18 protein-coding genes are annotated in these 25,975 nt (G+C 67.6%); 8 read left to right on the forward strand and 10 right to left on the reverse strand.

Annotation, left to right across the window (positions count from 1 at the left end):
* Positions 1–44 precede the first annotated feature (44 nt).
* Positions 45–692 (forward strand): phosphoribosylanthranilate isomerase, encoded by a 648-nt coding sequence (locus AC1RUS_RS08325; protein ID WP_492914897.1) that lies wholly within the window; start codon positions 45–47, stop codon positions 690–692.
* Complete coding sequence (locus tag AC1RUS_RS08330; protein ID WP_492914900.1) at positions 689–1,630, forward strand: nucleoside hydrolase; 942 nt, start codon at positions 689–691, stop codon at positions 1,628–1,630. Before AC1RUS_RS08325 ends, AC1RUS_RS08330 begins: the two co-directional genes overlap by 4 nt.
* A 58-nt stretch (positions 1,631–1,688) precedes the next feature.
* Here the strand turns inward: AC1RUS_RS08330 and AC1RUS_RS08335 are convergent, their stop codons facing one another.
* Both AC1RUS_RS08335 and AC1RUS_RS08340 read right to left on the reverse strand, forming a co-directional pair.
* A complete protein-coding gene (locus AC1RUS_RS08335; protein WP_492914902.1) occupies positions 1,689–2,780 on the reverse strand; it encodes a tyrosine-protein phosphatase in 1,092 nt (363 codons plus the stop codon).
* A 68-nt stretch (positions 2,781–2,848) separates the two neighbouring features.
* Entirely contained in the window at positions 2,849–5,134 is a 2,286-nt protein-coding gene (locus AC1RUS_RS08340) for a TonB-dependent receptor (RefSeq protein ID WP_492914904.1), read from the reverse strand.
* A gap of 188 nt (positions 5,135–5,322) precedes the next feature.
* Between AC1RUS_RS08340 and AC1RUS_RS08345 the strand changes: the two genes are divergently transcribed.
* Positions 5,323–6,555 (forward strand): TetR/AcrR family transcriptional regulator, encoded by a 1,233-nt coding sequence (locus tag AC1RUS_RS08345; RefSeq protein ID WP_492914906.1) that lies wholly within the window; start codon positions 5,323–5,325, stop codon positions 6,553–6,555.
* Positions 6,556–6,573: 18 nt separating this feature from the next.
* Here the strand turns inward: AC1RUS_RS08345 and AC1RUS_RS08350 are convergent, their stop codons facing one another.
* Together AC1RUS_RS08350 and AC1RUS_RS08355 are read right to left on the reverse strand one after the other, a co-directional pair.
* A complete protein-coding gene (locus AC1RUS_RS08350; protein WP_492914907.1) occupies positions 6,574–7,959 on the reverse strand; it encodes a nucleobase:cation symporter-2 family protein in 1,386 nt (461 codons plus the stop codon).
* A 166-nt stretch (positions 7,960–8,125) separates the two neighbouring features.
* A complete protein-coding gene (locus tag AC1RUS_RS08355) occupies positions 8,126–9,046 on the reverse strand; it encodes a LysR family transcriptional regulator (RefSeq protein WP_492914909.1) in 921 nt (306 codons plus the stop codon).
* A gap of 460 nt (positions 9,047–9,506) precedes the next feature.
* On the opposite strand from AC1RUS_RS08355, the gene AC1RUS_RS08360 reads away from it, so the two are divergent.
* On the forward strand, positions 9,507–10,871 hold the full coding sequence (locus AC1RUS_RS08360) for a nucleobase:cation symporter-2 family protein (protein ID WP_492914911.1): 1,365 nt from the start codon (positions 9,507–9,509) through the stop codon (positions 10,869–10,871).
* Between the two features lie 333 nt (positions 10,872–11,204).
* The gene (locus AC1RUS_RS08365; protein ID WP_492914913.1) at positions 11,205–13,538 is read left to right on the forward strand and encodes a TonB-dependent receptor; all 2,334 of its coding nucleotides are present in this window, start codon (positions 11,205–11,207) and stop codon (positions 13,536–13,538) included.
* Between the two features lie 49 nt (positions 13,539–13,587).
* Here AC1RUS_RS08365 and AC1RUS_RS08370 read toward each other — a convergent pair whose 3' ends face one another.
* From AC1RUS_RS08370 to AC1RUS_RS08390, 5 genes are read right to left on the reverse strand one after another with little or no spacing between them, the layout of a single operon-like run.
* Positions 13,588–15,225: a tannase/feruloyl esterase family alpha/beta hydrolase gene (locus tag AC1RUS_RS08370; protein WP_492914915.1), complete on the reverse strand. Its 1,638-nt coding sequence runs from the start codon at positions 15,223–15,225 to the stop codon at positions 13,588–13,590.
* 33 nt (positions 15,226–15,258) lie between these two features.
* Positions 15,259–16,893, reverse strand: a complete 1,635-nt coding sequence (locus AC1RUS_RS08375) for a carboxylesterase/lipase family protein (protein ID WP_492914917.1) — start codon at positions 16,891–16,893, stop codon at positions 15,259–15,261.
* Between the two features lie 56 nt (positions 16,894–16,949).
* The gene (locus AC1RUS_RS08380; RefSeq protein WP_492914920.1) at positions 16,950–17,435 is read right to left on the reverse strand and encodes a MarR family winged helix-turn-helix transcriptional regulator; all 486 of its coding nucleotides are present in this window, start codon (positions 17,433–17,435) and stop codon (positions 16,950–16,952) included.
* 5 nt (positions 17,436–17,440) lie between these two features.
* Positions 17,441–17,782, reverse strand: coding sequence for a hypothetical protein (locus tag AC1RUS_RS08385; protein WP_492914922.1), 342 nt, complete (start codon positions 17,780–17,782; stop codon positions 17,441–17,443).
* A 27-nt stretch (positions 17,783–17,809) separates the two neighbouring features.
* Positions 17,810–20,047, reverse strand: a complete 2,238-nt coding sequence (locus AC1RUS_RS08390; RefSeq protein ID WP_492914923.1) for a TonB-dependent receptor — start codon at positions 20,045–20,047, stop codon at positions 17,810–17,812.
* Positions 20,048–20,382: 335 nt separating this feature from the next.
* Here AC1RUS_RS08390 and AC1RUS_RS08395 point away from each other — a divergent pair, with 335 nt between their 5' ends.
* From AC1RUS_RS08395 to AC1RUS_RS08405, 3 genes are all read left to right on the forward strand, one after another.
* Positions 20,383–21,615: an amidohydrolase family protein gene (locus tag AC1RUS_RS08395; protein WP_492915300.1), complete on the forward strand. Its 1,233-nt coding sequence runs from the start codon at positions 20,383–20,385 to the stop codon at positions 21,613–21,615.
* 52 nt (positions 21,616–21,667) lie between these two features.
* A complete protein-coding gene (locus AC1RUS_RS08400) occupies positions 21,668–22,558 on the forward strand; it encodes an SGNH/GDSL hydrolase family protein (protein WP_492914925.1) in 891 nt (296 codons plus the stop codon).
* Between the two features lie 225 nt (positions 22,559–22,783).
* Positions 22,784–23,155 (forward strand): response regulator, encoded by a 372-nt coding sequence (locus tag AC1RUS_RS08405; RefSeq protein ID WP_492914927.1) that lies wholly within the window; start codon positions 22,784–22,786, stop codon positions 23,153–23,155.
* A gap of 12 nt (positions 23,156–23,167) precedes the next feature.
* On the opposite strand, the gene AC1RUS_RS08410 is transcribed toward AC1RUS_RS08405, so the two are convergent.
* Entirely contained in the window at positions 23,168–25,936 is a 2,769-nt protein-coding gene (locus AC1RUS_RS08410) for a hybrid sensor histidine kinase/response regulator (protein ID WP_492914930.1), read from the reverse strand.
* Between the last annotated feature and the right edge of the window lie 39 nt (positions 25,937–25,975).

Consider the following 25,975-nt stretch of genomic DNA (forward strand, 5'->3'; position numbering starts at 1 on the left):
AGTTTGCAAGGACTTTCACGTTCGACACGTCTCCGGATTTCCTCATGCAGCCGCCCACCTTCATCGCCTTCACCGGCGTCGATCGCCTCGACCTGCTCCCCGGCCTGAAGAGCCTGTCGGCCCGCTATCCGATCGAGTGGGGCGTGCTGGTCGATCCCGACCAGGAGGACAAGGCGTTGTTCCCCGACACCGCGGTTCGCGCCGGCCTGCTGGCCGAGCCGGGCCTGCGCTGGGCGGCCCATATCTGCGGAGCCGGGGCGCGCGACATCGTCGCCGCGCCGCTGACGACCGCCGTTGCGGTGGGCGGCGTCCAACGCATCCAGGTCAATCACAGCTTCCAGGGCAGCAACGCCGACCAGATCGCCGCCGCCCGCGACTATGGCCGCCGGATGGGCGTGCGCACGGTCCTGCAATGCGCCGGCGCCTTTCCGGACGAGGCCGGCGTCGACTGGCTGTACGACGTGTCGTTCGGCACGGGCGTCAAACCCAAGGACTGGCCGCCCCTTACGCCTGGCGGCCCGTTCTGCGGCTATTCCGGCGGCATCGGCCCGGCGACGGTCAGCGACATCCTTCAGCGCATCGCCGCGCCCGACGGGGCCCTCTACTGGATCGACATGGAGTCGGGCGTCCGCACCGACGGCGCCTTCGACCTGGCCAAGTGCGAAGCCGTCTGCCGCGCGGTCTATGGATGAGCGTCGCGTCGCCGAAGCTGGTCATCCTCGACACCGATCCGGGCGTCGACGACGCCCTGGCCCTGCTCTATCTGCGCGCCAGTCCGGCCCTGCGCCTGCTGGCCATGACCACGGTGTTCGGCAACGCCGACATCGAGACCACCACCCGCAACGCCCTCTATCTTCGCTACCGCTTCTGCCCCGACGCGCCGGTCCATCGCGGCGCATCCGCGCCCCTGGCCTCCCCACGCGGCCCGTCGCCGACCCATGTGCATGGTCAGAACGGTCTGGGCGATATCGACATTCCGCCGGTCGTGAGCGCCGTCGAGCCGGGCGTCGCACATGAGCGCATCGTCGATCTCGTCCGGGCCCATCCCCGCCAGATCACCCTGCTGGCCATAGGCCCGCTGACCAACCTGGCGCTGGCCCTGCGCGCAGCGCCCGACATCGCCGACCTGGTTGACCAGGTGGTGGTCATGGGCGGAGCGTTCGGGACTGGCGGCAAGTCCGGCAACGTCACGCCGTTCGCCGAGGCCAATATCCACAACGATCCCGAAGCCGCCGCCGAGGTCCTGGCGGCCGCCTGGCCGGTGACCCTGGTGGGCCTGGACGTCACGACGCGATGCGTAATGACCAACGACCAGGCCGAAGCCTTGGCCGCGTCCGGCGGCGAGGCCGGCCAGTTCGCGCGCGAGGTCTCGCGGTCCTACGCAGCAGCCTATGCTGAACATGAAGGCTTGGACGGCTGCTGCCTGCACGACGTGGCCGCGGTGGCCTTCATCATCGACCCCGCGCTCTTCACGACCCGACGCGGCGGCGTCATTGTCGATCGGGATGGCGAACGGCGGGGCCAGACCCGCTGGGCGGAGGCCGGTCAGGGACCCGCCCAGGAGATTTGCCTTTCCGTGGACGCCACCCTGGTCGTGAGCAACTTCCTGAGCGCGCTGTCCCGCCCTTAGGCGCTCCCCGTCGACGCGTCTGACCGGGCTCGCCCCGCATCGAGGCGAGCCCGTTGCTTCAAACGAGATAGGTCTTCCGCAATGTCGCGAGCTTGGCGTCGGTCAGGCCGAAGCGAGCCTTGGCCAAAGCGGCGGGACCGCCGAACTTGGCGTCGACCTGGGCCAGCGCCTTGCGCATCACCTCGGGGTCCGAGCCCATGATGATGTCCAGAACCTCGGGCGGCATGCGCGCGAAGGCCTGGGCCTGTTCAGCCGTCAGACCGCCGCCCGACACCCGGCCGCCCTGCGCCATCTGCGCCTTGTAGAGCGACGGCGGGGTGTAGACCTGGGTCAGGGCGTAGTCGGCCACGACGGTGTCTCTGGAAACACCCAGCACCGACAGGATCAGGGCCGAGGCCATGCCCGTGCGGTCCTTGCCGGCGCTGCAGTTGAACGCCAGGGGCGCCTCGCCGGCCGCCAGCCTGGCAAAGAGGTCGGTATAGTGCGGGGTCAGGATATCGAGGAACTGCACATAGGCGGCGGCGAAGACATCCACGGCCTGCTCGCGCGTCCGGGCCGAGGCCAGCAGCGCCATCGAGGCGTTCATGTCGTAGTCGAAGGCCACGACTTCCGGATAGTTCGCCTTCAGGAACGGATTGGGCTCTTCCTGGCGCTCCTTGGGATTGCGCAGGTCGCAGATCACCTTGACGCCCAGCTTCGACAGGTAGTCGAGATCGGCGTTGGTCAGGCTGCTCATCACGCCCGAGCGATAGATCCGGCCCCAGCGCACCTGCTTGCCCTCGGCGCCGCGATAGCCGCCCAGGTCGCGGAAATTGCGACCGCCTTCCAGCGGCAGCAGGCGCTCGGCCACCCGCGTCTTGCGACCGTCGGCCGCCAGCAGATAATAAGGCCTCGGCGCGACATCCGCCGGCACCTCGACCTGGCCGCCGGTCACGCCGGCCTTGACCTGGCGCATGGCCTTGCGCGGCGCGGCGGGGTCGGACGAGACGTAGATCGCGGTCCGAGCCGACCTGGCGTTCCACTCCAGCTGGACGCCCTTGCCCGCGACGCGGGTGGCCTTGCCCTCGAGGGCTTCGGCGGCGAAGGCCCGAGGCGCGAGCGCCAGGCCGGTGTTGGCGGCGACGGCCGCCAGGAAATGACGACGATCCATGGTTCGTCTCCCGATCTGTTGCGACCGGGCGGGTACCATCCCCGCCCGGTCCGCTGGCCTTGAGGGGTTTAGAATTTGACGTTCAGCTCGACGCCGTAGGTGCGCGGCTCGTTGAAGATTGCGTAGGTCCCGAGCGCCGAGCTGTAGTTCTTCAGGAAGGCGTGGGACTCGTTGAGCAGGTTGCGCGACCACAGCGACACCTGCAGCGCCGGCCCGTCTTCGGTCGGTCGGATGTCCGTCAGCGCCAGGCGGCCGTTGACGATGAAGGAGTCGTCGCCATAGGTCGGGTCGGTCGTCGAGGTGTGCTGGGCGTCGGCATAGGCCGCGTCCAGGTGCGCCTTCAGCGTCGCGCCGAAGGCCGGACGCTGATAGTCGGCCGCGAAGCTGTAGGCGTTCTCCGGCGTGTAGATCGGATAGATCGTCGCCATGGCGTTGGTGAACGGGTTGAACGCCTTGGACAGGGTCACCTTGGTGTAGGCGTAGCCCGCCGTCAGGGTCAGGCCCTCGACCGGCGCCAGGGTGAAGTCGGCTTCCAGGCCCTTGGTCTTGCCGGTAGCGGCGTTGGTGGTTTCCAGCGTGCCGCGGTTGTTGTTGACGATCAGGACGTTGAAGTCGACCTGGGCGTCCTTGATGTCGCCGCTATAGGCCGCGACGTTCAGGCGGGCCCGGCGATCCCAGAACTCGCTCTTGGCGCCCAGTTCGTACATCGACACGGTTTCCGGATCGAAGGTTCGATAGGTCAGCGAGCGCGAATTGGCGCCGCCGGCCTTGTAGCCCGTGCTCCAGCGGCCATAGACGTTGACGTTGGGGGCGACCTGGTAGGCCAGCGTGACCAGCGGATCGAAGCGGCTCCACGAGGCGTCCAGCGGGATCGCACCGACGACGGTGTTCTTGTTGGCGTCGACATAGCTGGGCGTCGCGCCGTTGACGGTGTTGAGCGAGCCGGTCTTCTCGTCCTTGGTCAGGCGGCCGCCGACCGTCACGTGCAGGGCGTCGTCGAGGATGGCGGGCGTCCACACCGCCTGGCCGAACACGCCGTAGCTGGTGGTGTCGGCTTCGGAAGCCCGGTCCAGCGACACGGCGTTCAGGTTCAATGACAGCGTCGTATAGGCCGTGCCCGTGGCGTTCCATTGCAGGGTGTTGGGCGTCTGGGCGCTGTCGTCCACCTTCTCGTGGAAATAGAAAGCGCCCAGCACGTATTCGACGCGGTCGGTGTGACCGATCGCCTGGAATTCCTGGCTGTATTGCTTCTGGTGGAAGTTGGCGATGCTGTAGCGGGCGAAGGTGGCGTTCGGCGCGAACACCGACAGGGCCACGGCGCCGTTGTCGTACTGGCCCTGCTTGAGCTTGCGGTACGAGCTGATCGACTTCAGTTCCAGATTGTCCGAGACCGTCCAGTTCAGGTTCAGGCGGTGGCCGAAGGTGAAGCCCTCGCTCAAGCGCAGCGGCACGCCGATATTGGCGCTCTTGGCGCGGTCGGGCTGTAGCGGCGAGGCAGGCGCCAAGGCCAGGCTGCCCTTGGACACCAGCTGCACGTAGTAGGGTGTGGTGGCGTCGTAGGAGTCGTCGAACGCATAGCCGACGCTGACCTTGTCGGTCGGCTTCCAAAGCGCTTCGACCTGGAAGCCGCGCTTGTCGTACGAGTTGAAGTCCGGCTGACCCGAGGTGGTCGGGTTCTTGACCGTGCCGTCGCGCTTGCTCAGCAGGCCGTCGATCTTGATGCTGACGTCGTTGATCTCCGGCAGGTCGATATGGGTCTCGGCCTTGTAGGCTCCGTAGTTGCCGTAGCCGACGGTGGTGTTGGCGCCGAACACGCCGGTCGGGGCCTTGGTGACGATGCTGATCGCGCCGCCCTCGGTATTGCGGCCAAAAAGCGTGCCTTGCGGGCCCTTCAGCACCTCGATGCGCTCGACGTCGTACAGCGCCGAGCCCAAGCCCTGGGCCCGGCCCAGATAGACGCCGTTGATATAGACGCCGACCGCCTGGTCGCGGGCCGGCTGGTTGGCGTCGCCCGACGAGCCGACGCCGCGCATGCCGATGGTCAGGGCCGACTTGCGGGCGAAGAACGGCGCCACGCGCAGCGACGGGATCGTGCCGTCGCCCAGATCTTCCACCGACTGGACGTGGCGGGCCTTCAGAGCCTCGCTGTCCATGGCCGAGATGGCGATCGGGGTGTCCTGCAGGTTGGTCTTGCGCTTCTGGGCGGTGACCACGATCTCGGCCAGGCTGACGCCTTCGCCCTCCACCGGTGCGACGGTCGCATCGGCCGCCCAGGCCTGGCCGGCGAAAGCCAGGACCGCGCCGCTGGCCAGCAGGGCCGCGCGGCGCGCGGTCCGGTGAATACCTTGTCCCATGACATGCCCCTTTGATGTCTCCGACGAGCCGTCGGCGTCGAGGCGGGGTGCTAGGCCTCGACCGTGAACGTAGAACGAATGTTATGTTTCAGCTTCATGAAGGTCACCGTTCGGTGAAGCGCACGCTTGCGCGAAACACGTCGGCCGCAGATGATCGCGCGATCATTATCTCGCACCCCGCGCGCCCATTGCCCCCAACGTTCGCCCCCACGTCGCTTTCCGAAGACAATGATCGGCCCGGCAACCGCCTGATTCTGGCGGCGGCGGCGGTGATTTCGGGCCAGGGCGAAGCCGAGGCCTCGGCCCGCGCCATCGCGGCGGCGGCCGGAGTCGCGCCCAGCGCGATCAACTACAACTTTGGCGCAATAGAACGCTTGTTATCGTCTGCCTATGCTTATGGCGCGGAGCAGACGGCGGAGTGGCTGGCGGCGCGCGGCGACGAGATTCGCGCCCTGCCCCACACCGCCGACGGCGCGGTCCGGGCGCTGGAGCATGTGATCGTCGCGTGGACGACAGACGCGCGCCCGCTGGCCCTGCTGTATCAGGAAGCCCTGAACACCCAGGCTGGCGTCGAACCCTGCGCGGGCTGGACGCGGCAGTGGCGCGACTTCTGGGTCACGACCGCCAAGGCCTTTGGCCTTCAAGAGATCGACGGCCGGCTGCTGCACCTGACCTTCGAATCCGAGGCCCTCTACCATCTGTCGACCTGGTCGCCCGGACTGGAGCGCGCGGTTCTGCGCGACCTGCTGGACCACTTCGGATCGGTCTATCTCGGCGCGCCGCACCGGATCGACACCGGGGCCCTGCCGAGAGCGCTGGTCGAGGCCGGCTCGCCGTCATCGACTTCGATCCCGCCGGCCGCCATGCGCATCGCCGTCGCCGCCGCGCAGATCGTCGAGGCTTCGGGCTTCGCGGGCTTGACCCAACGGGCGGTCGCCAGGCAGGCCGGCGTGACCACGGGCTCGGTCACCCACCACTTCCGCACCATCGAGGACCTGGTGACCGGCGCGATCCGGGGACAGGTGCAGATGCTGACCGACACGTCCGATGCCGAGGCCGGACCGGCCCAGGAGCCGATGACCATCGAGCGCATGTTCCAGGGCATCGCGCGCCACGTCGTCGACGACCCGCCCGCCAGCCCGCTGCGGCGACGCCTGTTCCTGGCCGCCGTGCGCCGTCCCGAACTGGCCGGCGCCGGCGCGATCATCCGCTTCTCCCACGGCGGCACGGCCCGCGACATGCTCGGCCAGTTCGGCCTGAGCGGCGGTCCGCTGGCGCTGTATTCGGGATTGATCTCGCGCTTCGCCTCGGCGCTGTGGTTTGCCTGTTCCGGCGATGAAGACCCGAGGGCTTCGCGCGAGCGGGTGTTTAAGGCGCTGGCCGAGCGTTGCGGGCCCGCGCTGCTGGCGGCCGTCTCGTGACGGCGAGCGTCTCTCGCCCTAGGCCGACGGCTCGGCGGCGTCATCGCGACCCAGGCTGAAGAACAGGTTCAGCACCACGGCCGACAGGGTCGCCAGGAGCACGCCCGATCCCAGCAGCGGCGTCAGGGCCTTGGGCAGAAACTGGAAGAACTGCTCGGACACCAGCGGGATCATGCCGATGGTCGCGGAGGCTCCGACGACGATCAGCTTGTTGCGGTCGGCGGCGTAGTCGACGGTCCCGAGGATCTTCACGCCAGTGGCGGCGATCATGCCGAACATGATGACGCCCGCCCCGCCCAGGACGAAGGCCGGCGCGGCGGCGACGACGGCCGCCAGCTTGGGGCTCAGCCCCAAAAGCAGCATCATCGCGCCGCCCATCACGCAGACGAAACGCGAGCGCACGCCGGTCATGCCCACCAGCCCGACGTTCTGTGAGTAGGACGTGTAGGGGAAGGTATTGAACACGCCGCCCAGAACGGCGCCCACCGCGTCGGCGCGTAGCCCCCGGGTGATGTCCTGCCGCGTGGCGGGCCGGCCGACCATCTCGCCGACCGCCAGGAACATGCCGAACGACTCGATCATCACCACGACCATCACCAGGCTCATGGTCAGGATCGGACCCAGCTCGAACCGTGGGACGCCGAACTGGAAAGGCCGCACCCAGCCGAACCAGGGCGCGGCGGCGACGTGCTCGAAGGTCATCTGGCCCGTCGCCACCGCCACGCCGCAGCCGACCACGATGCCGATCAGCACCGCGGCGTTGTTGAGGAGGCCGCGCGTGAAACGCGACAACAGCAGGATCACCGCCAGCACCAGTCCGGCGATCAGCAGGTGAGACGGCGCGCCGAAGCTGGGATCGCCAGGCTGGCCGCCCGCCGCCCAGTTGATGCCGATCCGCATCAGGGTGACGCCGATCATCAGGATGACCGTGCCGGTCACCACCGGCGGAAACAGCTTCGACAGGCGGCTCACGAAGGGCGCGACCAACAGGCTCAGCAGCCCCGCCCCGATCACCGATCCGTAGATGATCCCCAGGTTGGCGTGGGCCGAGGCTCCAGGATTGGCGGCGATCATCGCCATCATCGGCGAGACGGAGGCGAAGGTGACGCCCATCATCACCGGAAGGCGGATGCCCACGCCCGGCAGGCCCAGGCACTGGATGATGCTGGCCAGGCCGCAGGCGAAGAGGTCGGCGCTGATCAACAGACCGACCTCTTGGGCGGAAAGCCCGAGGGCCCGTCCAATGATCAGCGGCACCGCCACCGCGCCGGCGTACATGACCAGCACGTGCTGGAAACCCAGCAGCGCCAGTTGCGGCGCCGGCGGGCAGGCGTCCACCGGGTGGATGTCGACGGGACGAGGCGCGGCCGAACCCTCTGCGCCTCCGAAGTTCCGATCCGTCATGTCCGTCACGCCACGCCCCATGCTTGCGACCGTTCGCCAGTCGACTTTCCACGACACGCTACCCGCTGCGCGCGCCCGGCGCTTGATGAGCTCTCGCCCAACAGTTTTCGAAATTCCTTGAGACTGGTCCAGCGCCTGCGTCGTCGGCAGGCGAGCCCGGACGACGTCAGGCCCAGGGCGAAGCCGGACGCGTCGGCTGCTCGATCAGGCCCTTGGCGCGTTCGATCATGAAATCGGCGAAGACCCGGACCTTGGCCGGCATCTGCTGGCGATGGGGATAGAGCAGCGCCAGGCTCACCGGCGCAGGGGTCTCGTAGGGCAGGAGCTGCACCAGATCGCCGCCGCGCAGGTGATCGGCCACTTCCCAGTAGGGCTTCAGGACGATCCCCTGCCCTTGCAGCGCCCAGGCGGTCAGCACCTCGCCGTCGTCGACGTCGAAGCGTCCGCCCACCGAGATCATCTGAGCGCCCTGGGGCGTATTGAAGCCCCACCGCGATTCCAGGCTGCCGGGCAGCCGCAGGACCAGGCAGTTGTGATCGGCCAGGTCCTCAAGGCTCTCCGGCGCGCCGTGCGCGGCGATATAAGCGGGTGAAGCGCAGAGCACGCGCGGGCAGTCGACGAGCTTGCGCGCCACCAGGGTCGAGTCCGCCAGGACCGACATGCGCAGTGCGATATCGACGCCTTCGGACAGCAGGTCCAGGCTGTGGTCGGACAGGCGCAGTCGCACCTGGACCTTCGGATAGAGCGCGCTGAACTCGGCGACCAGCGGCGCGAGGATGCGACGGCCAAAGCCCAGGGGCGCGGTGATGCGCAGCGCGCCGGTCGGAACGCCACTGGCCGTGGCCATGCTGCTTTCGGCCCGCTCGACCGCGCGCAGCACCTCGATGGCGTGCTCATAGAAGATGTGGCCAGCCTCGGTGGGCTGCAGCGCCCGGGTGTTGCGGTTGAGCAGTCGTGCGCCGATCTGCTCCTCCAACTGAGCCAGGCGATGGCTGGCGGCCGAGGCCGATAGGCGCAGGCTGCGGGCCGCGGCGGAAATGCTGCCCAGCTCGACCGCCCGCACGAAGACGCTCATCTCGCTGATCATCGGACGTTCGGCGTTCGTCGATGGAAGGATCGCATGATGATGGCCCCGATCCGGCGCGCCCCTCCTTCGCCCGGCGAACCGATGCGAGGCCCGATCATGCGCCGGCGGACGATCAGACTCGCTTGCAATAGCAGTCGCGCCGGCGTGGGAAGCCGACCAAGACGCGTTCGAGCTCGGATCGGCCCTGTATGCTCTCTGATTGAGCGTCCGGCGTCATGCAAGGTTCACAGAACAGGCGGCCAGGATGGTAACGAGCGCGTTCTGAAACACGCGGATATTTCAGAGCGCGAGAAAGCATTCGCGGCGCGGGACGTTTTACTGCTCGACAGTCGCTCATAACTTTTGAAGCTGTCTTTCGCATTTTGGCGAACCGGCATGCAGCCACGGCCGAAGGCCCGAGCTATGGTCGTCGCTTGGCCTTCGCCGGGACGGGCGAGGACGGGATCGGGGATGGTACGGCGTGAAGGCGTTCAGCAGCATGGATGAGGCGGTCAGCATCCATCCCGTCGACCAAATCCCACCCTTCTCCCGGCTCCTGGCCCTGGGCCTGCAGCATGTGCTGGTGATGTACGCCGGCGCCGTGGCCGTGCCCCTGATCATCGGCCGGGCCCTGAACCTGCCCGCCGACCAGATCGCCTTCCTGGTCAGCGCCGACCTCTTCGCCTGCGGCCTGGCGACTCTGGTTCAGACCCTGGGCCTGCCTGGGATCGGCGTGCGCCTGCCGGTGATGATGGGCGTCACCTTCGCGTCCATCACGCCGATCCTGGCGATGATCGCCTCGCGCAAGGCCTCGGGACTGTCCCAGGCCATGACCCTCAACGAGATCTATGGCGCGGTGATCGTCGCCGGCGTCGTCGGGTTCCTGGCTGCGCCGCTGATCGGACGCCTGACCCGGCTCTTTCCGCCGGTGGTGACGGGCACGGTGATCCTGGTGATCGGCGCCTCGCTGCTGGGCGTCGGCGTCAACTGGGCGGCGGGCGGCGTCGGATCTCCCGACTACGGCGCGCCGCTGCACCTGGCGATCGCCGCCCTGGTGCTGCTGGTGATCCTGGCCATCACCAAGTACGCCAAGGGGCCGCTGGCCCATGTGGGCGTGCTGGTCGGGGTGGCGGTTGGCGCGGCGCTATCGGCGGCGCTGGGTCAGATGAATTTCACCGAGACCCTCGCCGCGCCGTGGACCGGTTTCGTCAATCCGTTCCACTTTGGCCTGCCGGTCTTCGAGCCGGTCTCGGCCGCCACCATGTCGCTGGTGATGCTGGTGATCATGATCGAGTCCCTGGGCATGTTCTATGCCTTGGGCCGAATGGTCGACAGTCATGTCAGCCGCGAGGACGTCGTGCGCGGCTTTCGCGCCGACGCCCTGGGCACGATCGTCGGCGGCGTGTTCAACACCTTCCCCTACACGTCCTACTCGCAGAACATCGGCCTAGTCGGCGTGACCAATGTCCGCTCGCGCTATGTCTGCGTCGCGGCCGGATGCATCCTGCTGGCCCTGAGCTTCAGCCCCAAGCTGGCGGCCCTGGTCGAAGCGGTGCCGGTCTACGTCCTGGGCGGCGCGGGGCTGGTGATGTTCGGCATGGTGCTGGCCACCGGCGTGCGAATCCTGGCCGGCGCCGATCTGAACAAGAGCCGGCACAATACGATGATCGTGGCGGTCTCGGTCAGCGTGGGCCTGATCCCGGTGGTCGCGCCGCACTTCTTCCAGCGCGCCCCGGCCGCGCTGTCGCCGCTGCTCGGCTCGGGCATCGTGCTGGCGACGCTCACGGCGGTGCTGCTCAACCTCTTCCTCAACGGTGTCCCGCGCGCCGAAGGCGACGAGGCCTAGCACTCGCGCGACAGCGAAATCTCCTTATTTTCTGAGATGTTCCAGGCAATCGCGGCGGCGGATGCGAGAAACGCCAAGCACCTCCGCAACGTCGCCCAAGCACCAATGCCGCCGCGATCTTGCGGCTCCACCATCATCATTCGCACGGAATTTTCGGGAAACTCGGACGACGTGAGTTTGCGAAATCGTTTGAAGCAGCTTTCCAGACCGGCAGCTTCAAAACCGGCGCCCTCCACAGCACTGTGAGACCTCGCCGCCGCCAGGGGCCGGCGGAGCGCGCAGTATCACCCCGCGATCGGGGCGATGCTTCATTGCAATCGGGGGATCGATTTCATGTCCAAGTTCACGGCCTATCTCATCACGACGACCGCCATACTGGCCTCAGCCTATCCGGCCTTCGCGCAGACGGGATCCGCCGCGAAGGCCGGCGACCAGAGCTCCAGCGCCTATCTGGAAGAAATCATCGTCACCGCCGAAAAGCGCGAGCAGAACCTTCAGGACATTCCCCAGGCCGTCACCGCCGTGACCGGCGACTATCTGAAGAAGAACAACATCAGCAGCTTCGTCTCGCTAAGCAGCTTCGTGCCCGGCCTGACGGTCAGCCCGGCCGAAGGCGGCGACCGCGTCACCGTGTCGATTCGCGGCGTCGGGCAGGAGGCCAACCAGAACGACGTGGCCGCCCCGTCGGTGTCGTTCCATGAGGACGGCGTCTACATCGTCTCGCCGTTCGCCCTGGGCGCCAGTTTCCTGGACGCCGATCGGGTCGAGGTGGTTCGCGGGCCACAGGGCACGCTGTTCGGCCAGAACTCCACCGGCGGCGCGACCAACGTCATCACCAAGACGCCGAAGCTTGGCGAATATGGCGGCAGCGCCTCCTTCGCCTACGGCTCGTACGACTATCGCGAACTGGAGGCGACGCTGAACGTGCCGCTCGGCGAGACGATCGCCATCCGGGCCGCGATCAACGACCTGCGCCAGGACGGCTCGACCTTGAACGTCTTCAACGGCCAGCGCCTGGACGACCGCAACCAGACCGCCTGGCGCATCAAGGCCTTGTGGCAACCGACGTCGAAATTCTCGGTGACGCTGAACGCGGAGAACTACACCAGCGACACCAACGGCGCGGCCCGCTTCGGTCTCTATGACCCCACCGTCGGCGAGCGCCGCCTGTCACAGGACGATCCGTCGAAGCTGGCGCTCGACACGCAGCTCTATAGCGCCATCGTGCAATGGGAACTGCCCGGCGCGACCGCCAAATATCTGGGCTCCTACCAGCGCGCCAAGATCGTCCGGTCGCGCGACAACGACTTTACCAGCGTCAACCTGGTCAGCCCTCTCACCCTTCGCCGCAGCTTCGAGCAGCGGCAGGACCAGCTGCACAAGTCCTACACCTCGGAGTTCAACCTGGTCTCGAACCACCCTGTCCTGGGCGGGCTCGACTGGGTGGTCGGCGCGTTCTGGTTCAAGCAGGACATCGACGCCCACTCGTTCGAGCGCGTCGACCAGAACCGCAACGGCGTGCTCGACCCGTTCGTGGAAACCTACAATCCGGTGGTGTTCGCCATTCCGCCGGCGGGCGCCGACATCGGCTTCCAGAGCGATTTCTTCCCGTCGCGGAAGTCGTATTCGATCTATGGCCAGGGCGTCTATCACCTGTCCGACGCGCTGCGCGCGACCGGCGGCCTGCGCTATACGCGCGATAAGGCCACGAACCTGAACTACAACTTCTTCAACATCCTGCGCGACCGCCCCACCGCCGACATCACCAACATCAGCAAGGCCGTGACCGGCCGCGCCGCGCTGGAATACGACATCGCGCCGCACCAGATGGTCTTCGGGTCCTACACGCGAGGCTTCAAGCCGGGCGGCAACAACCTGACATTCGGCCAGGCCGACGTCGCCGACGACCTGGTCTTCGCCAGCTTCAAGTCCGAGACCATCGACGCGCTGGAGCTGGGCCTGAAGAGCGACTTCTTCGATCGCAGGGTCCGCACCAACGTGGCGGCCTTCCACTACGACTACCGCAACCTGCAGGCCCAGAGCACCGACCCCCGCAACACCGCCAGCGGCGTCGTCAACGTGCCCAAGTCGGAGGTCTACGGTCTTGAGGCCGAGCTGCAGTGGGCAGTCACCCGCGAGTTCTCGCTGTCGGGATCGCTGACCTCCCTGAAGTCGAAGATCAACGGCAAGTTCCTGGCGCTGGACAATGTCGACGCGACCGCCGCCGAGTACAATCTGGTGGTCAATCAGAAGATCAACCAGTACGCGCCGGCCGTGACGCTGGCCCGGGCCGCCGTCATCCGCGACCTGGACGGAAACGAACTGGCCAAGACCCCGCCGTTCGCCGGAACCTTGAACGCCCAGTACTCCGCCACCGTCGCGCCCGGCGCGGAAGCGACGCTGACGGCGACGGTCATCTATCGCGGCGCGATGTGGGCGCGGATGTTCAACAACGCCGCGGTGGACAAAATCCCCAGCTACGCCCAGGTCAATCTGTTCGCGGGCGTGACGTTCGAGAACGGCGTGGGTGTCGACCTGACGGTGCAGAACCTGCTCGACAGCGACGCGACGGCCTCGCGCTTCACCGACGCTTTCGGAGTCGCCTCCAGCTTCGAACAGAAGATCCCGCCGCGCACCTTGGTCGGACGCATCTCCTACCACTTCTGACCCGCTGGAAGAGATCGGCGCGCTTCGCGGCTCGCCGATCTCGACAGCTTCAACTGACCTTCGCGTCGGCCTTCGGGGTCTCGCAGCGGAAGCTGGCGGCGTTCTGCAGCGGGCCTTTGCCGTCGTAGCGTGCGCTCGCCGGATAGGCGCAGATCGGGCGGGTGACGTTCGGAAACGCCCGGCCGCTGGCGACGAAAAGATCGGGCCCGGGCTGGCCGTCCGTCCAGGCTGTCAGCGCCGACAGCGGGTCGAAGTCGTCCAGCGCCGCCCCGCCGCCGCAGTGCTCCATGCCTGGGACGACGAACAGTCGCGCGAAGTCTGCGGCGGGGCGTCCGGTGGCACCCTGCATGTCCGACGACATCCGGCCGTACCAGGCGGCCAATTGCGGAGCCGAGAAGATCGGGTCCGACCAGCCGGTGACCAGGACCAGCTTGCCGCCGCGCGCCTCGAAGGTTCGGAAGTCGGTGGAGTCGGCGTCGGTGATCGCCGCCGTGGCCGCCACCGCCTTCAACAGCGGCGTGACGTCGTCGGTCGCGATAGGCCGCTTGAGAGCGGGGAACGCGAAATAGTCGCTCAGGGAGTTGGTCACCAGGTCCCGCAGCAGGGTGAAGGCCCCGCCGTTTGGCGTGGGCATGCCCGTCTGCCAGATGCGCCAGCCCTGGCTGAACTGGCTGGCGTCGTAGGACCAGCTGCCGACCACGGCCTTGCCGTCACGGTCGCGCGGCCCCCTGAACGCCGTGTCGACCGCCTCGGCCTTGTCCGGCGCCAGACAGCCCTCGGTCGCCTTGCCCTTGCAGACGATCTTGCGGATGTCGAAGCGGCAGGCCCGATTGAAGATCATGCCGTCCTTGGCGCCGTCCAGCGCATCGCATTGCTGCAGGATCGCGCCTTGCAGCAAGACGCCGTCGGCAGGCGTCAGCAGGCGCGAGGCGTCGGTCTGGCGCTTGGCGGCGGCGGCGGCGAACACATTGGCCGAATAGGTCGACAGGATCGCCGCATGGCTGAGCTCGAAGGCCGGGTTGGCGGCGATGATGCCATCGAACTCGGTGGGATAGCGCTGGGCGGCGATCAGGGCCTCGCGACCGCCGTTCGAGCAACCCATGAAATAGCTCTTGGCCGGCGCGCGGCCGGTCAGCTCGCCGATCAGCAGCTTGGCGCCGGCCGTAACCTTGCCGATCGCGGCGTAGCCATAGTCGAGCTTGGCCTGCTGGTCCTTGGCGAAGCGGGAGTCGGCGGGGTTGAGGGCCTGGTGGCCGCTGTCGGTGGAAACGACGGCGAAGCCCCGCGCCAGGGCCGGCGGTTCGTGGCTGCCGGACGGGGTCGGCTCGCCCAACGCCGTCATCACCACCCCGTTCATGCCGCCGCCCCCCTGGTAGAGGAAGCGTCCGTTCCACTCGGCCGGCACGCGCAGCTCGATCTTGATGGCGTAGGGCTGGCCATCGGCGCCGGTGCGGCGGGCGATGTCGGCGGTGGCCAGGCAGTGGCGCGGCAGGCCCGGGCGGGCGGCGGGCGGGCCGCCGTTGGGCGAGGCCAGGACAGGAGGCGGAGCCGGCCCCGCCGCCACCTCTTGGGCGCCCGTGACCACCAGGTCGCCGAATGTCTTGCCCTTCAGGGCCGCGCAGGCCTGACCGAAGACGGCGGGATCCGGCGCGACGGCGGCGCTGGCGAGAAGAGCGGCGACAAGCATGGTGCGACCTCGATGACGTAGGAGCGGTGTGTATTAGGGCCGTGACAGGAGCGAGATCAGTTCGGCGTCATGGCCGATGCGCACCCGGGACTGGGTGTCGAACACCATGGTGGCCGGCTGGGCGGCGGTGAAGCGCGGCCAGGCAGGTAAGCCCTTGTGGTTGGGATCGCCGCTGCGGGCGAAGTTGATCCAGGCTTGGCTGACCTGCTTGGACAGGGCCGCAACGGCCGCGCCACCTCCGGTCGATTGCCGGCCGCGCTCGACATTGTCGAAGACGAAGGCGATATCCATCGAATGGCCCGCGCCCCAGAAGCCGTCGAGCACCGGCGACTGCCAGGCAAAGAGATAGTTGTAGACCGCCGCCGGCTGGGCGGCCTTGAGGCGAGCGGCCCTCAGCGCCCCGGCCCGGAACATCGGATCGACGACGACCGCGTCGCCAGGCTTCAGGTCCGGATAGGCCTTGCCGTACGCCGCCAGCACGGCGTCGGCCTTGTCGCCTCGGGTCTTCTTGAGAAAAGCGCCGAAGTCGTCCTGGGTCCAGGCGCGACGTCCGGCCAGTTGGGGATTAAGCAACTGAAATTCATTGAGGGTGCTGCCGATCAGCAGCGGCACGTCGGCCGAGAGCGGCGAGGCGACGCCGTCGAACGGCTTGCTGGGCAGGAAGGCGCCGTCGACGACGGGGCCCCAGTTGACGGTGGGAAAGCCGAGCGGCCCCGCCCCTGCCCCGGTCTTCTCGCGGCTGACGTCCATCAGAGCCTTGGCGCCGGCGGCCGAGAGGCGGTCGTAGGGCAGCGCCTGCAGCGCCGCGACGTCGCCGGGCTGGAGCCCCGCGTTCTGAAATACCTTTTCGGCCACGCGGCGGGTCACGGCCTGGCCGCCGTCGTCGGGCTCGATCCCGCCGGCTATGCCGCTCTCGATCACCGCCTTCTGGAACAGACCCTTGGCCGAGGGGGCTGCCAGCAGGGTGCTGACCTTTCCGCCGCCGCCCGACTGGCCGAAGATCGTGACATTGGCCGGATCGCCGCCGAACGCGGCGATGTTGTCCCGCACCCATTGCAGGGCCGCGACGATGTCCATCATGCCCACATCGCCCGAAGATTTGTACTGGTCGCCATAGGCCGACAGATCCAGGAAGCCCAGGATGTTCAGACGGTGGTTCACGCTGACCACCACCACGTCGCCGGCCTGGCTCAGATTGCGGCCGTCATAGACGTTGTTCTCGTGCGAGGAGCCGCTGAAGAAGCCGCCGCCGTGCAGCCACACCATCACCGGACGCTTCTTGCCGTCCAAGGCCGGGGTCCAGATGTTCAGGTTCTGGCAGTCCTCCGCCTGGGGCCAGTACTGGCCATCCGAGATGAAGGTCTGGATGTCGTTGGGCGGGGCCGTGATCGGCTGTGGGCAAATCGAGCCGTAGGACAGGGCCGTGCGCACGCCCTTCCACGATGCGGCCGCCAACGGCGGCATGAAGCGCTCGGCCTTGGCGTAGGGCACGCCGCGGAAGGTCGAAATCCCCTGGTCGCGGAAGCCCTGCACGGTTCCCTGATGGGTCTGCGCGACGGCGATCCCCGCCCCGGCGACGATGGAGGGCGCGCCCGCATCGACGGGTCGGGCAAAGGCCGGGGCCGCGAAGGTCGTCGCCGCCAGGGCGGCGAGCAGGAAGGTGCGCATGATGGTCGTCCTGATCGGAGAAGGAAGCGCCTCGCGTCGTGGCGAGGCCCGAACGTCTATTCGGCGTCGTCGAGATAGATCCGGCCCAGCAGGCCCTTGAGGACCTCGAGCTCCGCCGCCGTGAAGCGAGCAGCGAAACGGTCCTCGTGGCCCTGGATCAAGCCCTTGACCTGAACCAGCAAGGCTTGTCCGGCGGCCGTCAGGCGAAGCTCCTGCCGGCGACGGTCGACCCGCGAACGCTCGCGCGTCAGCAGGTCGCCGGCCTCCAGGCGGTCGATGATGGCCATGGTCGTGGCCCGGTCCATCCGCAGCGCGCCGCCGATGCTGCGTTGGGACGCGCCGGGGTTGGCGCCCGTAAGCCACAGCACCGCCGCCTGCTTCTGGGTCAGGTCCACCGCCGACAACAGGGCGATGATGCGTCGGTGCATCGCGCCCTGCGCCTGCCGAAGGTGGAATCCCAGGACCTGATCCAGGCCGTCGTAGGAGACGCGCGAGGGCTCCGCCTCCTGGTCGACGAACGCGGCGGATGAGGTGGCTTTCACGGCGATCAATGCCCGCGCTTGGCCTGCATGGCGGCCAGATCCTTGTCGATCTTGGCCAAGGTCGCGGGCGTCAGGGTCGGCTCGAACTGGGCGATGTCGGCCAGTTTCATGCTGTAGCCCATGGTCAGTTGCGGATTGGCCACCACCTCGGGGATGTCGGCGGTCAGCACGGCCTTGGCGTCCGGATCGGCCATCAGGTCGCCGACCAGGCTCTGGCTGGACAGCGTCGCCTTGGCGGCGGAGGCGGCCGGCGCAGAGGCCGGCTTGTCCTGGGCCAAGGCCTGGACCGGCGCCAGCGCAGCGGCCGTCAGCGACAGGGAGATCAGGGCGTTGATCAGTTTCGTCATGTCGTATCCTCGGGATCTGAAGGGACGCTAGAACCGGGCGTCGAGGCTGACGCCGACCAGGCGGAAGGATTGCGGCGTCAGGATCTGGCCGTACGAGGCAGCCGCGCCGTCGGGGAAATTGGCGTAGCGGACCACAGGCTCGTGGCTGTTGCCGAGGTTGCGCACGAAGACCGCGGCGCTCCAGCCCTTGTCCGGATCGCGGACGCCGACCCGCCCGCCGACCACCCAGTGGGCGTCGAAGACCACGTTCGGGTCGGTCGAGGCGGCGTAGCGGATGTCCGACTTGTAGGCGGCGTCGCCGCCGATGAAGCCGTCGAGCCCGCCGCCGCCGACGCCGTGGCGATATTCGCTGGAGACGGTGAACTTCCATTTTGGCGCGTTCGACAGCTGCTTGCCGCCAAGCTTGCTGCCGTCCTGCCCCAGGAAGCCGCCTGGATAGGTGACCGGGTTGTAGATCAGGCCGGTGTTGAGCGAGAGCCCCTGGATCGGCTGGCCGAACAGGTTCAGCTCGAAGCCCTTGGACACCACCTTGCCGATGTTCTGCGGCGCACAGTTGAGGCCGCCGGCGGCGTTGGGCGTGCACAGCTGGCCCTGATAGTCCTTCAGGTCCAGGTAGAAGGCGCTGAAGTCGCCGAATAGGCGGCCGTCCAGCAGCGTGGTCTTCAGGCCGGCTTCGTAATTGGTGGGGATTTCGGCGCGGATCACCGTGGGCTGGTTACCGACGAGGCTCGGATCGCCCAGCGCCACCTGCGGGCCCTTGTAGCCGCGCGACACCGTCGCATAGGCCATGGTGTCCTTGCTGAATTGGTACTGCGGCCCGATGCGCCAGGAGAAGTTGTCGATCGACGAGCGGGCGCCGCCGCGTGCGCCGTTATCGGCCGACACATAGGCCACCTTCAGCTTCTCGGAGGTCTGCCGCGCGCCGGCGATCAGACGCAGATGCTCGCCCAGATGCAGCGTTCCCTGGCCGAAGATGGCGTAGGAGGTGTCCAGCGTGTGATTGAGGCTGCCCTTGTTCGTGACCAGCGGAACGGTCACGCCCGGGAACGGGAACAGCTTGATCGAGAACGGCACCGGGTCGGTGTCGGTCTTCTGCTCCGAGTAGAACACGCCGGCGGTGTATTCGAACACCGAGCTCGACGGCGACGCGATGCGGACTTCCTGGGTGAACAGCTGCCCCTCGCCGTTCTGCGGGCCTTGCTGGATGCGCAGGTGGTAGGGGTCGATCCGGAAAATATCCAGGTTGGTCGGGCCGTTGTCCTGCTTGCGCAGAGCCGTGATCGAGGTGAGCGTCACCGCGCCCAGGTCGTAGTCGGCCTGCAGAGAAGCGCCGTAGTTGGTGTTCTTGTTGATCAGCTTGCTGTTTGAGCAATAGTCGCGGTTGGCCTCGCTGGCGGTCACGCCACAGGCGTTCAGCTCAGCCTGCAGCCCGCTGTTGGCCTTGTAGACCACGAAGAAGTCGGTGCCGTCGTCGTCGGTGCGGCCGTAGTCGCCGATCAGGTTGAAGCTCAGCTTGTCGCTGGCCTCCCACAGAAGGCGCGCCCGGGCGCTGTAGCTGGCGTGGTCGTCCAGTTTGCCAGTCAGGGCGTTGCGGTCCACGCCCTGGCGCTGGTTGAGATTGCCCGACACCCGCAGGGCGGCGTTCTCGCTCAGGGGGATGTTCAGCAGGCCTTGCAGGATCTGCTGGCCGTACTCCGAACCCGCCGTGCCGGCGTCCGCCAATTCGGTGCGGACGCGACCGCTGAAACGGCCAAACTCCGGCTTGTTGGTGGCGATGTTGATGACGCCGGCCGAGGTCGTCAGGCCGAATAGCGTCCCTTGTGGGCCCTTAAGCACCTCGACCCGCGCGATGTCGAAAAGGTCGGAGATATTGACGTTGCCCTGGCTGACCTGGTCGACGACGACGCCCACCGAGCCCACCGCGCCCTGCTGGAACGACTGGGTGCCGACGCCGCGGATCTGGCCGCCGCCGCCGACGCTTTGGCCGGGGGCCTGCTGGATTTCCAGGGACGGCGCGACGCGCGACAGGTCCGACAGCGTGTTGACCTGCTGGCGCTCCAGCTGGGCCGCGCCGGCCACGGTGATCGACAGCGGAACCTCTTGCAGGCGCTCCTCGCGCTTCTGCGCGGTCACCACAACCTCGGCAATGATGCTGTCCTGCTGCGCGGCCGGCGCCTGGGCCGGGGCCTGCGCGAACGCCGACGTGGCCAGGGCCACGGCGCTGCTGGTGACCATGATGGCGGTCAGATGGGTCTTGTTGAGCATGACTTCCCCCTCGTTGGCCGGCCGTCGGCTAAGCCGCGGCCGGTTCCTGCGTTTCGTCCCTACGCGTGGGTTGGCCCCACACGGTTGTTGACGGTCACGCTAACGCGGGGATTGCACAGCTCCTCATTCAATCGTTGAACACATCGTATCAAACCAAATGATACGCACTACTGACAGCTCGACCCCACCCTATCCATCATCGGCAATGATGGGTCGCATTCGACGATTGAATTTCGCGAACAATCTCGACCGTACGTAGATTTCCACCAAGGCGCGCGGGCTGCCACAGCCGCTCAGACGACGCCGGGACAAGGGTGGAAACCGACGTGTCGCGCATGCTCATCACCGATGTCCGGATCTTCGACGGCTCCGGCGCCGCGCCCTTTCCGGGCGAGGTGCTCGTCCAGGACGACCGCATCGTCCAGGTCACCCAGGCCGGAAAGCCCTGGATCGATCCCGCCGGCGGGCGCGTCGTTCACGGCGGCGGCGCCACCCTGATGCCGGGCATGGTCGAGGCGCACGCCCACCTGTCCTGGCCCTCGTCGATCGAGCGCTTCATTCCCGAGTTCGTGCTGCCGCCCGAGGAGCAGCTGCTGGCCACCGTGCGCAACGCCCGCATCCTGCTGGAGAGCGGCTTCACCAGCGCCTATTCGGCCGGGGCCCTGGGCGAGCGCATCGAGGTGGTGGTCCGCAACGAGATCGACGGCGGCTGGACCCCCGGTCCGCGCCTGCGCGCCTCGACCATCGAGCGCAGCCCCGAGGGCGACCCGATCGCCACCGGCGACATCCATCACGGCCGCGGCCCCGACGCGATGAAGGCCTTCGTCAAGTTCTGCAAGGAAATCGGGATCGACCAGGTCAAGCTGCAGATCTCCGGCGAGGACGCTCTCCTGCCCGGCAGCAGCCAGCACATTCTGTACACGGAAGAAGAAGCCCAGGCGGCCGGCGAGCAGGCCCGCGAGAGCGACATCTGGCTGTCGGCCCACACCCAGGCCAGCGAGGCCATCAAGATGGCGCTGCGGGCCGGCGTGCGCGTGCTCTACCACTGCACCTACGCCGACGCCGAAGCTCTCGACATGCTGGAGGCCAAGAAGGACGAGATTTTCGTCGCCCCGGCCATCGGCGTCATCGTCGCCACCCTGGAGGCCAAGCCCCCGCCGCACATCGACATGAGCGGCATGAAGGAAGCGGCCGTGCCGGTGATCGAGCTGTCGAAAAAGCTCATTCCCGAGCTGAAGCGGCGCGGCGTCCGCATCCTGCCGGGCGGCGACTACGGCTTCCCGTTCAATCCGAACGGCACGAACGCCCGCGACCTGCAGCACTTCGTCGATCTCTTCGGCTACACGCCCACCGAGGCCCTCGTGGCCGCCACCAAGCTGGGCGGCGAGCTGATGGGCCGGGCCCACGAGCTGGGCCAGATCAAGCCGGGCTACCTGGCCGACCTGCTGCTGGTCAAAGGCGACCCCACCCAGGACGTCTCGATCCTCCAGAACCGCGCCAACCTCCTGATGATCATGAAGGGCGGCAAGGCCCACAAGTCGCTCATCCCCGTCACGGAAGTGGCGTGAGTACGCCGCCGAAGACCACGAACCTCACCGCTTCAATGAGAGATCAGAGACCATGACCCACGAACACATGGCCAGGCTTGGCGGCGTCATCCTCGCGATCTGCGCCTGTTCCTCGGCCAGCGCCCAGGCGCCGGACATGACTCGCAATCGAATGAGCGACAGCCCCTGTCCGACCGCCGACGCGGGTCCGCCGCCGGGCATGATCCAGGCCCTGTTGCAGCCCGGAGCCAAGCCGCCGGCGATGATGGCGCAGGACGGCCCCGGCGCGGCCGCCGCCCTGGCGGCCTATCTGAAGAAGCGCGACGAAGACCAACTCCGCGACTTCGCCAACCTCTGCAAGTACAAGGCGGCCAACGCCGCCCAGGCCTCCAGCAGCTCGCCGGACGTCGTGCTGATGGGCGACTCCATCACCGAGAACTGGCAGCCCGGCGACCCGACCCTGTTTTCGGCCCGCGTCGTCGATCGCGGCATCGGCGGGCAGACGACCCCGCAGATGGTCGTCCGCTTCCAGCAGGACGTCGTCGCACTGAAGCCCAAGGTCGTGCACATCATGGCCGGGACCAACAACCTGGCCGGCAACACCGGGCCCAGCAGCCCCGAGGACTACAAGAACGACATCCGCGCGATGGTCGACATGGCGCGCCGCAATGGCGTCGCGGTCGTCCTCGCCAGCATCCCGCCGGCGGCCAGCTTTCCCTGGCGGCCCGACCTCCAGCCGTCCGTCCAGATCTCGGCGCTGAACGCCTGGCTGCGCGACTACGCGGCCCGCAATCACCTGGTCTATGTCGACTACCACACCGCCCTGGTCGCGACGGACGGCGGCGGCATGAAGGGAGAGTTCACCAACGACGGCGTCCATCCGACGACACGCGGCTACGCGGTCATGCGGCCGCTGTTCGAGCACGCGGTCGCTGAAGCGCGCAAGAAAGCCTCGCATCCCTAGATGCAGCGGAAATCTAGGAGCTTGAAAAGACTGCATTTCATCGGGTCGGAGGCGCGGCGCGGGGGTTCGCCGGGTGTACGCCTTCCGATCAGATTCTTCGACGATCACGCAATTGACGGAAAGACGCATAGAACCGCGCGCAAACGTAAAATTTCTTTAATAAGTTCAATTCGTTGTCATGACTAATTGGCCGGAACCTTCTGCTGCGCCGTCGGTTCCTCTGCCATGGACGCCCCCAAGAACATCCTCGTACTTCTGGTCGACGACGAGCCGATCCTTCGCATGGTCGCGGGCCAGAGCCTGGAGGACGCCGGATTCGAGGTGGTCGAGGCCGATTGCGCGCAGAGCGCCATAGACATCCTCAAGACGCGCGACGACGTCAGGGTGCTGTTCACCGACGTCAACATGCCCGGCGCGCTGGACGGGCTGGACCTGGCCGCGCTGGTCCACGAGCGCTGGCCGGCCATTCGGTTGGTCGTGACCTCGGGCCGTGCGCTGGACGTGCCGATGCCGGACGACGGCCGCTTCGTGGCCAAGCCCTATAATCTGGACGCCATGACGGAAGTCGTCACTGAGATTTCCCGACGCCTGGGCTAGGCGCTAGATCGCTCAGGACGCGTTGCGCTGCAGGATCTCACCGATGCGGCGCCCAAGTTGCTCGATCGCGAACGGCTTGCTGATGATCTCCATGCCGCCGTCGAGAAACTCGGCCTGGTCGGCGGCCTGCTTGGCGTAGCCGGTCATGAACAGGATGGGCAGATCGGGCCGGCGCTCTCGCGCGATCTCGGCCAGCTGCCGGCCGTTCAGGCCCGGGAGACCAACATCGCTGATCAGCAGGTCGATATGGCGCGAGGATTCCAAGATCGGCACCGCCTGGCGGCCGTCGGCGGTCTCGATCCCGCGATAGCCCAGCTCCTCCAGCACCTGCATCACCAGCAAACGCACCGCGGCGTCGTCCTCGATGACCAGGACGGTCTCGCCCGTGCCGGCCGGCGCGATCTCGTTGCTGTCGATCCCCACGTCGTCCATGACGCCGACGTGCCGGGGCAGATAGAGGCGGATGGTGGTGCCGCGCCCTTCCTGGCTGTCGATCACCACATGGCCGCGCGACTGCTGGATGAAGCCGTAGATCATCGACAGGCCCAGGCCCGTGCCCTGCCCTAGTGGCTTGGTGGTGTAGAAGGGATCGAAAGCCTTCTCGACGACCTCGGGCGGCATGCCCGTGCCGGTGTCGGTGACGCTGATGGCCACATAGTCGCCGGCCGAGGCGTGGTCGCTCTTGGCCAGCTCCTCGTCCGACAAATAGACGTTGCGGACGCTGATCGTCAGCTCGCCGCCTTCGGGCATGGCGTCGCGCGCATTGATGCCCAGGTTGAGGATGGCGCTTTCGAGCTGGTTGTCGTCGGCGACGGCGGGCCAGACGTCCTCGGGCGCGTCAATGCGCAGCGAGACCTGTTCGCCCAGGGTCCGCCGCAGCAGATCCTCCATCGAAATCGCCAGCGTGCCGACGTCCAACGGACGGTTGTCCAGGGTCTGGCGGCGCGAGAAGGCCAGCAGGCGGTGCGTCAGCGCCGCGGCGCGCTGGCCCGACTGCATGGCCGCGTCGAGGAAGCGATGCACGTCATCGGGCCGGCCTTCCGACAGGCGCCGGCGGACCATGTCGATGCCGCCGAGTATGCCGGTGAGCATGTTGTTGAAGTCGTGCGCCAGCCCGCCGGTCAGCTGGCCGACGGCTTCCATTTTCTGGCTCTGGCGCAGCTGGTCTTCCAGCATCTTGCGCTGGGTGACGTCGCGACCGACGCCATAGACGGCGTCGCCTTCGGATACGGCGGTCCAGTTGACCCACACATACCGCCCGTCCTTGGCCAGCATGCGGCAGTCGAAGTCGCCGAACGGCTCGCCGCGCGACAGGCCCGCGTACCGCTCCAGGCCGGCCAAGCGGTCGTCAGGATGGACAAGGCTGCCCGCGCGCCGTCCGACCAGCTCGGCCTCGTCATACCCCAGCAGGGTTTTCCAGGCCGGATTGGCGGCGCGATAGAGGCCGTCCGGCCCGATCACGTGCAGCAGGTCGCGCGAAAGGTTCCAGACCCGATCCCGCTCCTCGGTCCTGGCCGCGACCCGGACCTCAAGCGTCTCGGTGAGCACGCGCAGCTGCTCTTCCGAGCGCTTGGTTGTGGTGATGTCGTAGATCACGCCGATGAAACTGACGCCGCCGGGGCCGTGCTTGCGGTATTCGCCGCGCGAGACCAGCCAGCGCTCTTCGCCGGTGTCCGCACGATGGATGCGGAATTCGTGGAAGGCCGGGCCCAGGGCGTGCTGGCCGTCGCGCCCCTGGATGATCGGCGGATCGTCGGGGTGGACCAGAGCGTTGATGGTGCGGATCGGCAGGCTGTTGGTCGGCTGCAGGCCCAGCAGCCGGCAGAACTGCTCGGAAACCTCGGCCGTGCCGTAGCCGCTGAAATATTCGAACGAGCCGACGCCGCCCGCCGTCTGGGCGATGAGGAGCTGCTCCTCGACGCGCTTCTGGTCGGTGATGTCGGCCAGCACGCCCGAGAACCGGACCGGCCGGTCCTGGTCGTCGAGATAGGTGCGCCCCCGCGCCGACACCCAGTGAACGGCCCCGTCGACCACCACCCGATAGTCGCGCGCGAAGACTTCCGCCCCGTGAAGGGCGCCGGCCACAGCGATCTTCAGGCGCAGGCGATCGTCGGCGTGGACGGGCTCGAAGAACGCCGTGGTCGGCATGCCCCGGGCGGCGACCACCGGATCCAGGCCGTAGAGATTGGCGAAGCGCACGTCGGCGACCAGCAGACCGGAGGCGATGTCCCACTCCCACGCGCCAGCGGCTCCGGCGATGGACTGGGCGATGCGAAGCCGTTCCTGAAGCTCGCCCAGGCGCTGGCGGCTGACCCGCAACTGCTCGACGACGACCTCGTCGGAGTACTCGCCGGTGACGTCGGCCTGGGTCGCGAAGCGAAAGGCCGGCGCGCCCTGCTCGTCCCGCAAGGTGGTGATGTTGATGCGGTTCCAGAACGGCGAGCCGTCACGCCGGCGGTTGAGGATGTCGGCGGTGACCGCCCCGTCGGTGCGCACAGTCTCGGCGACGCGTGCGGTCGTGGCGGGATCGCTGGCCTCGTGCTGCAGGAAACGGCAATTGCGCCCGATCGCCTCCTCGGCCGAATAGCCGGTCAGCGTCTCGAAGGCGGCGTTCACATAGATGATGGGATCGTCGTCGAGGCGAGGATCGGTCACGGCGACCGCGACGCCGGAATTGCCCAAGGCGTCGAACAGCGGCCCGGCGAGCGCGCGCAGCGCTTTAAGCGCCCCGCTCGCCCCCGGCTCCTCTCGGCGCGCCCCGGCTTCGACGACTTCGGTCATAACCGAGAGATAACGCCAAGCTTGGCAATAGGTTCAGGA

Source organism: Caulobacter sp. GW821-FHT10F06 (genome assembly GCF_058809215.1).

Coding starts and splice junctions, on each gene's coding strand:
- AC1RUS_RS08350 (WP_492914907.1), bottom strand. CDS start 7,959: ATGACGGATCGGAACTTCGGAGGCGCAGAGGGTTCGGCCGCGCCTCGT.
- AC1RUS_RS08340 (WP_492914904.1), bottom strand. CDS start 5,134: ATGGGACAAGGTATTCACCGGACCGCGCGCCGCGCGGCCCTGCTGGCC.
- AC1RUS_RS08375 (WP_492914917.1), bottom strand. CDS start 16,893: ATGCGCACCTTCCTGCTCGCCGCCCTGGCGGCGACGACCTTCGCGGCC.
- AC1RUS_RS08325 (WP_492914897.1), top strand. CDS start 45: ATGCAGCCGCCCACCTTCATCGCCTTCACCGGCGTCGATCGCCTCGAC.
- AC1RUS_RS08410 (WP_492914930.1), bottom strand. CDS start 25,936: ATGACCGAAGTCGTCGAAGCCGGGGCGCGCCGAGAGGAGCCGGGGGCG.
- AC1RUS_RS08370 (WP_492914915.1), bottom strand. CDS start 15,225: ATGCTTGTCGCCGCTCTTCTCGCCAGCGCCGCCGTCGCGCCGGATCCC.
- AC1RUS_RS08365 (WP_492914913.1), top strand. CDS start 11,205: ATGTCCAAGTTCACGGCCTATCTCATCACGACGACCGCCATACTGGCC.
- AC1RUS_RS08390 (WP_492914923.1), bottom strand. CDS start 20,047: ATGCTCAACAAGACCCATCTGACCGCCATCATGGTCACCAGCAGCGCC.
- AC1RUS_RS08355 (WP_492914909.1), bottom strand. CDS start 9,046: ATGATCAGCGAGATGAGCGTCTTCGTGCGGGCGGTCGAGCTGGGCAGC.
- AC1RUS_RS08400 (WP_492914925.1), top strand. CDS start 21,668: ATGACCCACGAACACATGGCCAGGCTTGGCGGCGTCATCCTCGCGATC.
- AC1RUS_RS08405 (WP_492914927.1), top strand. CDS start 22,784: ATGGACGCCCCCAAGAACATCCTCGTACTTCTGGTCGACGACGAGCCG.
- AC1RUS_RS08385 (WP_492914922.1), bottom strand. CDS start 17,782: ATGACGAAACTGATCAACGCCCTGATCTCCCTGTCGCTGACGGCCGCT.
- AC1RUS_RS08395 (WP_492915300.1), top strand. CDS start 20,383: ATGCTCATCACCGATGTCCGGATCTTCGACGGCTCCGGCGCCGCGCCC.
- AC1RUS_RS08330 (WP_492914900.1), top strand. CDS start 689: ATGAGCGTCGCGTCGCCGAAGCTGGTCATCCTCGACACCGATCCGGGC.
- AC1RUS_RS08335 (WP_492914902.1), bottom strand. CDS start 2,780: ATGGATCGTCGTCATTTCCTGGCGGCCGTCGCCGCCAACACCGGCCTG.